Origin of the sequence: Paramuribaculum intestinale, assembly GCF_003024925.1 — a bacterium.
In the GTDB taxonomy this organism is placed as follows: Bacteria; Bacteroidota; Bacteroidia; order Bacteroidales; family Muribaculaceae; genus Paramuribaculum; species Paramuribaculum intestinale.
In genome coordinates, this window is sequence record NZ_PUED01000118.1 from 1 (window position 1) to 8228 (window position 8228).

At 52.9% G+C, this 8228-nt stretch carries 7 protein-coding genes and 1 tRNA gene; 2 read left to right on the plus strand and 6 right to left on the minus strand.

Translation table 11 applies throughout. The features are described 5' to 3' along the window. Positions 1-46: 46 nt before the first annotated feature. From rpmI to C5O24_RS09090, 5 genes are all read right to left on the minus strand, one after another. Complete coding sequence (rpmI, locus tag C5O24_RS09070; protein ID WP_107035830.1) at positions 47-244, minus strand: 50S ribosomal protein L35; 198 nt, start codon at positions 242-244, stop codon at positions 47-49. Positions 245-332: 88 nt separating this feature from the next. After that, entirely contained in the window at positions 333-926 is a 594-nt protein-coding gene (gene infC, locus C5O24_RS09075; protein ID WP_107681729.1) for a translation initiation factor IF-3, read from the minus strand. 8 nt (positions 927-934) lie between these two features. Beyond that, positions 935-2872 (minus strand): threonine--tRNA ligase, encoded by a 1938-nt coding sequence (gene thrS, locus C5O24_RS09080; RefSeq protein WP_107681730.1) that lies wholly within the window; start codon positions 2870-2872, stop codon positions 935-937. Between the two features lie 102 nt (positions 2873-2974). Beyond that, positions 2975-4987 (minus strand): transcription termination factor Rho, encoded by a 2013-nt coding sequence (gene rho / locus C5O24_RS09085; RefSeq protein WP_107035827.1) that lies wholly within the window; start codon positions 4985-4987, stop codon positions 2975-2977. A gap of 350 nt (positions 4988-5337) precedes the next feature. Then, positions 5338-5411: transfer RNA gene (locus tag C5O24_RS09090), tRNA-Met, on the minus strand. A gap of 297 nt (positions 5412-5708) precedes the next feature. On the opposite strand from C5O24_RS09090, the gene C5O24_RS09095 reads away from it, so the two are divergent. Both C5O24_RS09095 and fmt read left to right on the plus strand, forming a co-directional pair. After that, positions 5709-6839 (plus strand): ROK family protein, encoded by a 1131-nt coding sequence (locus tag C5O24_RS09095; RefSeq protein ID WP_107035826.1) that lies wholly within the window; start codon positions 5709-5711, stop codon positions 6837-6839. Then, the gene (gene fmt, locus C5O24_RS09100; RefSeq protein ID WP_107035825.1) at positions 6836-7780 is read left to right on the plus strand and encodes a methionyl-tRNA formyltransferase; all 945 of its coding nucleotides are present in this window, start codon (positions 6836-6838) and stop codon (positions 7778-7780) included. Before C5O24_RS09095 ends, fmt begins: the two co-directional genes overlap by 4 nt. Here the strand turns inward: fmt and C5O24_RS09105 are convergent. Further along, a partial coding sequence (locus C5O24_RS09105) for a M3 family metallopeptidase (protein ID WP_161553863.1) occupies positions 7773-8228 on the minus strand: 456 nt, incomplete at its 5' end. The genes fmt and C5O24_RS09105 overlap by 8 nt on opposite strands.

An 8228-nucleotide genomic window follows, 5' to 3' on the forward strand; every position in this document is an offset into this window, starting at 1 on the left:
GAATTATACATGAACTGTATTGCGGAAAACGCTTCCGGTGCCTGATTTACTTGAGGGCGAGAAGCTCCAGCACGGCGCTGCGGTCGGCCGATGCCACAGTAGCGGCATGGGTGAGGTTGCGCTTCTGCTTTTTGGTCTTCTTGGTCAAGATGTGGCTCTTGAAAGCATGTTTTCTCTTGATTTTTCCTGTTCCGGTAAGGGCGAACCTCTTTTTGGCACCGGAATTAGTCTTAATCTTTGGCATTTGGGTTACTTTTGTTGATTAATTCGAGTTTATACTGTACCGCTGCCGACTCGCGACCGCGGCTGTTTCTTTGCACGCGCTGTGTCAGTCACTTCTTTTTCGGCGAGATCATGATGATCATTCTCTTGCCTTCAAGCACCGGCATCTGCTCTACCTTGCCATACTCCTCCAGATCATTTGCAAAGCGGAGCAGCAACACTTCGCCCTGCTCTTTGAAGAGGATCGAGCGTCCCTTGAAGAATACGTATGCTTTCACTTTGGCACCCTCCTGAAGGAAACCCACAGCATGCTTGAGCTTGAAGCTGTAGTCATGATCATCGGTCTGCGGACCGAAACGGATCTCCTTCACCACGACTTTTGTAGCCTTGGCCTTCTGCTCTTTCTGACGTTTCTTCTGCTGATAGAGAAACTTCTGATAGTCGAGTATCTTACATACCGGCGGCTCGGCGGTAGGAGAGATCTCAATCAAATCAAGCCCCTGCTCTTCGGCTATTTTCAAGGCCTGGGGTATCGGGTAGATGCCGGTCTCGACGTTGTCACCCACCAGACGCACTTCACGGGCATGGATACGTTCGTTGATAGCGTATGGATCCTTTGAGGCGTTGTTCCTGTCGGGCCTTCTGGCGCCTGGATTGGAGCTGTTCGGTCTGCGCGGACCGGGTACGTAGGGTTTTTTCTGCATTAAAGCGTTTATTGATTTGTGAGATTTTTGACTTCTTCAGTCAAATTCGCTGCAAAGGTAGCAATTTTCATCGTACCTTTATCACCTTCGCCCTGTTTTCTTACAGAAACTTCGCCATTTTGTGCTTCTTTTTCTCCGACTACCAGCAGATAGGGGATACGTTTAAGCTCATTGTCGCGAATTCTCTTGCCGATCTTCTCGTTGCGGTCATCCACGATCGCACGCACATCGGCCTCGTTGAGCTGACGTGCCACTTCGAAGGCATAGTCGTTGTATTTCTCGCTGATCGGGAGCACCACGGCCTGATCGGGAGCAAGCCACAGCGGGAAGCGTCCGGCCGTATGCTCCAGAAGCACAGCTACAAATCGCTCCATCGATCCGAAAGGAGCGCGGTGTATCATCACCGGACGGTGCTTCTGATTGTCGGCGCCGGTATATTCAAGACCGAAGCGTTCGGGCAGATTGTAGTCCACCTGGATGGTGCCGAGCTGCCAGCGGCGGCCGAGAGCATCCTTCACCATGAAGTCGAGCTTCGGACCATAGAATGCGGCTTCGCCAAGTTCGGTACGTGCTTTCAGACCCTTCTCCTGACAGGCCTCTATGATGGCCTGCTCGGCGAGATGCCAGTTTTCATCCGATCCGATATATTTCTCCTTGTTATTGGGGTCGCGAAGTGAGATCTGTGCCTCGAAGTTCTCAAATTTCAGAGCCTTGAAGATGTAGAATATTATATCCATCACCTTGAGGAACTCATCCTTGATCTGATCGGGAGCGCAGAAGATATGGGCGTCATCCTGCGTGAATCCTCGCACACGGGTCAGGCCGTGAAGCTCACCGCTCTGCTCGTAGCGGTACACTGTGCCGAATTCGGCCAGTCGCAGAGGCAGTTCGCGGTAGCTGCGCGGAAACGCTCTGAATATCTCGCAGTGGTGCGGGCAGTTCATAGGCTTGAGCAGATACTCTTCGCCCTCCTCCGGAGTGTGGATAGGCTGGAAGGAGTCTTTGCCATATTTCGCATAGTGACCCGATGTCACATAGAGCATCTTGTTGCCTATATGCGGAGTGATCACCTGCTGGTAGCCGTAACGGCGCTGTATCTTGCGCAGGAACTGTTCCAGACGGTCGCGCAGTGCGGCGCCCTTGGGTAGCCACAGAGGCAGACCGGCTCCGACATTCTGCGAGAATGCAAACAGTTCCATCTCTTTGCCGAGCTTGCGGTGATCGCGCTTCTTGGCCTCCTCAAGCATCACGAGATACTCGTCGAGCATCTTCTGCTTGGGGAATGTGATGCCGTATACACGTATGAGCTGCTCGCGCTTCTCGTCGCCGCGCCAGTATGCGCCTGCAAGCGAAGTGATCTTCACAGCCTTTATAGGAGCCGTATTGGCGATATGCGGGCCACGGCACAGATCGGTGAATCCGCCCTGTGTGTACGTGGTGATATGTCCGTCCTCAAGCTCGCTGATAAGCTCGCACTTATACGACTCGCCACGGTCACCGAACAGTTTCAGTGCATCCGATTTGCTGATGTCGGCTCTCACTATTGCATTCTTTTCCCTTGCAAGTTCGAGCATTTTTTTCTCAATCTTGGGGAACTCGGAGGCCGTGATTTCATTACCGTTGGGATCGATGTCGTAATAAAAACCGTTGTCGACAGCCGGTCCGATGCCGAATTTTACGCCCGGATACAAAGCCTGAAGAGCCTCGGCCAGAAGATGAGCCGAACTGTGCCAGAAGGCATGCTTGCCTTCCGGATCATCCCACTTGAAGAGCTTTATTGTGGCGTCCTCCTCTATGGGGCGGGTGATGTCCCATTCCTGACCGTTGACATATGCGGCCAGAATGTCTTGTGCAAGCCTGGAGCTGATACTTTCGGCTATGGCGAGAGGCGTCACGCCGGCTTCAAACTGCTTTACCGAATTATCGGGAAAAGTTATGTTTATCATATTTTTTTGATGTCCACGATTTACGATAGCGTGTTAACGGCTGCAAAATTAATGAATATCCTTGTAATTTTCAAAATCATTTGACGCTGAGCCTGAATATTGTCAGTCGCCCATGGTGCGGAGCAGTTCGTCGTTGTCGGGCGTACGCTCCATGCGGTCCTTGACAAATTCCATGGCCTCGATCGAATTGCGGTCCGAGAGGAAGCGGCGCAGTATCCACATGCGGTTGAGTGTCTCCGTGCGGAGCAGCAGGTCGTCGCGACGTGTGCTTGACGCCATGATGTCCACAGCCGGGAATATGCGCTTGTTCGACAGCTTGCGGTCGAGCTGAAGCTCCATATTGCCAGTACCCTTGAACTCCTCGAATATCACCTCGTCCATCTTGGAGCTTGTTTCGGTCAGAGCGGTGGCTATGATGGTCAGCGATCCGCCGTTCTCTATATTGCGCGCGGCTCCGAAGAAGCGTTTAGGCTTCTGCAGCGCGTTGGCATCCACACCGCCGCTCAGTATCTTGCCCGATGCCGGCGACACCGTATTGTATGCACGCGCCAGGCGCGTGATGGAGTCGAGCAGTATCACCACGTCGTGGCCGCACTCCACCATCCTCTTGGCTTTTTCCAGCACAAGGCTAGCGATCTTCACGTGCTTGTCGGCCGGCTCGTCGAAAGTAGAGGCTATCACCTCGGCATTGACACTGCGGCTCATGTCGGTCACCTCTTCCGGGCGCTCGTCGATGAGCAGTATCATTATATATGTTTCGGGATGATTCTCGGCTATGGCGTTGGCGATATCTTTAAGAAGTATCGTCTTACCGGTCTTGGGAGGCGCCACGATAAGTCCGCGCTGCCCCTTGCCTATAGGCGAGAACATATCCACAACGCGGGTAGAGAGATTGTTGGCCCGCCCTCCCGTCAGATTGAATTTCTCCTCAGGGAACAGGGGCGTAAGGGTTTCGAACGGCACACGGTCACGAATAAATTCGGGCGAACGGCCGTTGACACTCTTCACCTTGTCCATCGGGAAATATTTGTCATTTTCACGCGGAGCGCGTATTGTTGCTTCCACGACATCGCCGGTCTTCAGACCATAAGCCTTGATCTGCTGCGGAGTCAGATACACATCATCAGGCGAGGGCAGATAATTGTAGTCGCTCGAACGCAGGAAGCCATATCCTTCGGGCACTACTTCAAGCAGTCCGGTAGTCTCTATCAGCCCGTCGAAGCTGTACGACGGTTCTTGACGCTGCTGATTCTGATTGCGGTTTTTCTGCTTGTTTTTCTTGCCCTGCTGTTGCTGCTGCTTGTCCTGCTGCCACGGCTCGTTGAGCTGTATGGGTGCTGTAGCTGCGGCCACGGCGGCCTGTGCTGCGGCTTCCTCTTTCTCACGCTGCGAGCGCGGCACGAACCTCCGGCCCTCCGAGCGCGGGAAGAATGCGCCAAATCCGTCGCCCTGATTGTTTCGCATATCCTGACGCTGACCGTCATTATTGCGGCGTTGCTGATTGGCCGCCTCTGCCGCAGGCTCATGCTGCTGCGCCGGCGTATGATTATCGGCAGCAGGCGTTGTCTGCGACTGATTCATCGTCTCTTCAGCCTTGACTACGGTCGCGGCTTCGTCCACACTCTGTTCAGACGCCTCGTCGCTTTTTTTCAACTCTGACTCCCCTTCCGTTTTCTGGCGGCTTCCTTTCGGACGACCCCTGCGTTTCTTCTCCGGCGCCGGATTCTCTGCCGACGCTTCCGTAGCCGCGACGGCGCTTTCAGCCTGTGGCTGCGCTTCGGGTTCGACAGACGCTATGCTGTCATCGCTACGTTTCTGCTGAGGTTTACGGCCTCTTTTCTTCGCGCCCTGACCATCCTGCTGGTCATCGGATGGAGATTGATTGTCGCCATTGCCCGACACAGCCGCGTCATTCTTTTTCCGACGAGGCTGACGTCGTTTATCGTTCGACATATTGGCGGCCGCCATGGCTGCGAAGTCTATGGCCTGCTGATCGAGAATGGCATCGATCACCTCGTTTTTTGGAAGTGATGACATCTTTTTCAGTCCCATGCCTTCGGCTATGGCGTGAAGTTCAGAATCTACCTTTTCTGATAACTCATCAAGATTGTACATAAATCTAAATATATTCTTGTAAGGGGAATTGTGTTGCTTGTGAATGTGCTTTTGGAGCGTACCGACAGATTTCATACGCATTTTACATCAATGCGCTTCAGCGCTATCATGCTGACAATCTGACTGAACAACTACAAAATTAAGTAATGAGGGGAGGAATGATAGTGCGGTGAATATTTTAATGAAAGGATTTTTCCGCTCTTTTTCAAGCGCAAAATTAATCATTTCTCTATTAAAAACAACCTGTTTGCGCAAAATGTTTATAAAAAAACATCAACATCAATGAAGTCACACCCTGCAATAAAAACAATCAAAGCTTCGTGAAACTGATTCCGAAGCTTTGATTCGAGTAGCGGGATCGAGAATTGAACTCGAGACCTCCGGGTTATGAATCCGACGCTCTAACCAACTGAGCTATCCCGCCGTTTTGGCTTTGCGAGTGCAAAGTTACATCCAAAATCCCATATAGCCAAATTTTTTGTGCGTTTTTTTGCACTAAAAATTCATTAACGTTAACTTACAGCAGTTTACAATAACATCATGTGCCAAGCTATCGTTCAAACAACATCAATCAGACCCACCTTCTGCCCTGCATCTACATCAGCACGCACTTGAAGCCACTTAATTTTCACAACATTTCGACGGCAGCCGTTGTAATATATTGCAGCAAATTTCTTAACTTTGCTTCCAATAGACAACAACACTAATACCTATTCGACAAATGTACAGCTTCGATAAAAGAGTAGTCATCACTCTCGATGCCGGCGGCACCAACTTCGTTTTCGGTGCCATGCAGGCCAACAAATTCATAGTCGAGCCTGTGAGCATGCCATCCAACGCCCATGACCTCGATCTGTGTCTCTCCACAATGGTCAAGGGATTCCGCGACGTCATCTCCAAGCTCGATCGTAAGCCCGTGGCTATCAGCTTCGCGTTTCCCGGTCCGGCCGACTATCCCAACGGCATCATCGGAGGCTACCTGCCCAACTTCCCGTCGTTCCGCAACGGAGTGGCTCTCGGACCATTCCTCGAGGATATGTTCGGAATTCCGGTATTTATAAACAACGACGGCGACCTCTACGCATTCGGCGAAGCTCTCGGAGGCGCTTTGCCTGAGATCAACCGACGCCTGGAGGAGGCTGGAAGCGCCAAACGCTACCATAACCTTATAGGCTATACATTCGGCACAGGACTCGGCATAGGCATCGTGGTCGACAACAAGCTCAACCGTGGCGACAATTCATGTGTCGAGACATTCTGTCTGCGCAACAAGAAATATCCCGAAGCTTTTGTCGAAGAGGGAGCATCAATCCGCGCCGTCAAGAGGGTCTATATGGAACGCTCCGGCATTGTCGACCCCGATCTCACCCCCAAGGATATATGCGACATAGCCGACGGTGTGCGACAGGGCGATGCCAAAGCCGCGCGCGGAGCCTTCGAAGAGCTCGGAGAAGTGGCCGGCGATGCAATGGCCACAGCCGCGACACTCATCGACGGACTCATAGTGATCGGAGGAGGACTAACCGGAGCCCACCGGTTCTTCATGCCTTCGCTGCTTAAGGAAATGCGCGGCAAGATTCACTCGCTCAAAGGCGAAGAACTCGATAGGGTGCAGATGCGCGTGTTTGACCTCGACAACCCCGAAGAGTTCCGGCAGTTTGCCTGCGGAGAGTCGCGCCCGCTCAAAGTCTATGGCACCGACCGCACCATAACATACGATCCGATGAAACGCATCGGAGTCATGATATCCAAGATCGGAGCCAGCAACGCCATCTCCATCGGAGCCTATGCCTTCGCGCTGTCGCAGATCGATAGCCAGAACCCCATGCCTGAAGTAAAAGTTTCGGAATGACCAAAAAAGACCTGAAAATAGTATTCCTCGGAACTCCCGAGTTTGCAGTTGAAAGCCTCCGCCGCCTTGTCGACGGAGGCTACAACATTGTTGGAGTCGTGACCATGCCCGACAAACCCGCCGGAAGAGGTCACCACATGTTCCAGTCGCCTGTCAAGCTGTTTGCGATAGAGCATGGACTTAAAGTCATGCAGCCGGTGAAGCTCAGCGACGAATCATTTGTTGAAGAATTACGTGCGCTCGAAGCCGACCTCTTTGTGGTCATCGCTTTCAGGATGCTGCCGAGAGTCGTATGGCAGATGCCACCGTTGGGCACATTCAATCTCCACGCCTCACTGCTGCCGCGCTATCGCGGAGCCGCACCGATCAACTGGGCCGTCATCAACGGCGATGACAAGACCGGAGTCACCACATTCTTCCTCAAACATGAGATCGACACCGGCGACATAATCGATCGCGAAGAAATCGTCATCGCGCCCGACGAGAATGTAGGATCGGTCCACGACCGTCTGATGGAACTTGGTGCACGACTGACACTCAAGACTGTCGATGCTATCATTGACGGCACAGTCAAGCCAATACCGCAGAGCGCGCTGAGCATCGATGAACCCACCCCGGCGCCAAAGATATTCAAGGATACATGCCATATCGACTGGAACAAGCCGGCACAGGCTGTACATAATCTCGTGCGCGGACTCTCGCCATACCCCGCGGCATGGACCGACATGGGCAACAATGAGTCGCTCAAAATATTTGCCACACGCATCACCGGACAAAAGGCCGAGACTCCCGGCACGGTACATGCCGACGGATCAACACTGACCGTCGACTGCTCCGACTACCGCATAGAGATACTCAGCCTTCAGCCGCAGGGCAAAAAACGTATGGATGCGGCATCATGGCTTCGCGGAGTGCGCGGACTGCCCGAAAAGTTCAGCTGATAACCCCGTCACGCCTCAGCAGAGCCTCAGGCTCCGGATCACGGCCTCTGAACCGGCGATACAGTTCGTCCGGTTCATCCGTCGCACCCTTTTCAAGTATCTCGCGACGAAATGATTCAGCTGTCCGGCGGTTGGTCACCCCCTCCTCCAGAAAACGGCCGAACGCGTCGGCTTCTATCACTTCGGCCCATTTGTAGCTATAATATCCCGCCGCATAACCTCCGGAAAAAATATGGCCGAACGACGGTGACACCACGCTTCGGCATTCATTAGGTATCGCAGCCATGGCATCAGTCACCGACAGCTCGAATGCCACCGGATCATCGACCGGCTCGGTGACTGTATGCCACGCCATGTCGGTCAGACCAAACATAAGCTGCCTGATGCAGTCATATCCGCAGCCAAACTGACTGCTTCGCACCATTTTCTCCACAGCCTCGTCGGGAAG

Coding starts and splice junctions, on each gene's coding strand:
- rpmI (WP_107035830.1), bottom strand. CDS start 244: ATGCCAAAGATTAAGACTAATTCCGGTGCCAAAAAGAGGTTCGCCCTT.
- thrS (WP_107681730.1), bottom strand. CDS start 2,872: ATGATAAACATAACTTTTCCCGATAATTCGGTAAAGCAGTTTGAAGCC.
- rho (WP_107035827.1), bottom strand. CDS start 4,987: ATGTACAATCTTGATGAGTTATCAGAAAAGGTAGATTCTGAACTTCAC.
- infC (WP_107681729.1), bottom strand. CDS start 926: ATGCAGAAAAAACCCTACGTACCCGGTCCGCGCAGACCGAACAGCTCC.
- fmt (WP_107035825.1), top strand. CDS start 6,836: ATGACCAAAAAAGACCTGAAAATAGTATTCCTCGGAACTCCCGAGTTT.
- C5O24_RS09095 (WP_107035826.1), top strand. CDS start 5,709: ATGTACAGCTTCGATAAAAGAGTAGTCATCACTCTCGATGCCGGCGGC.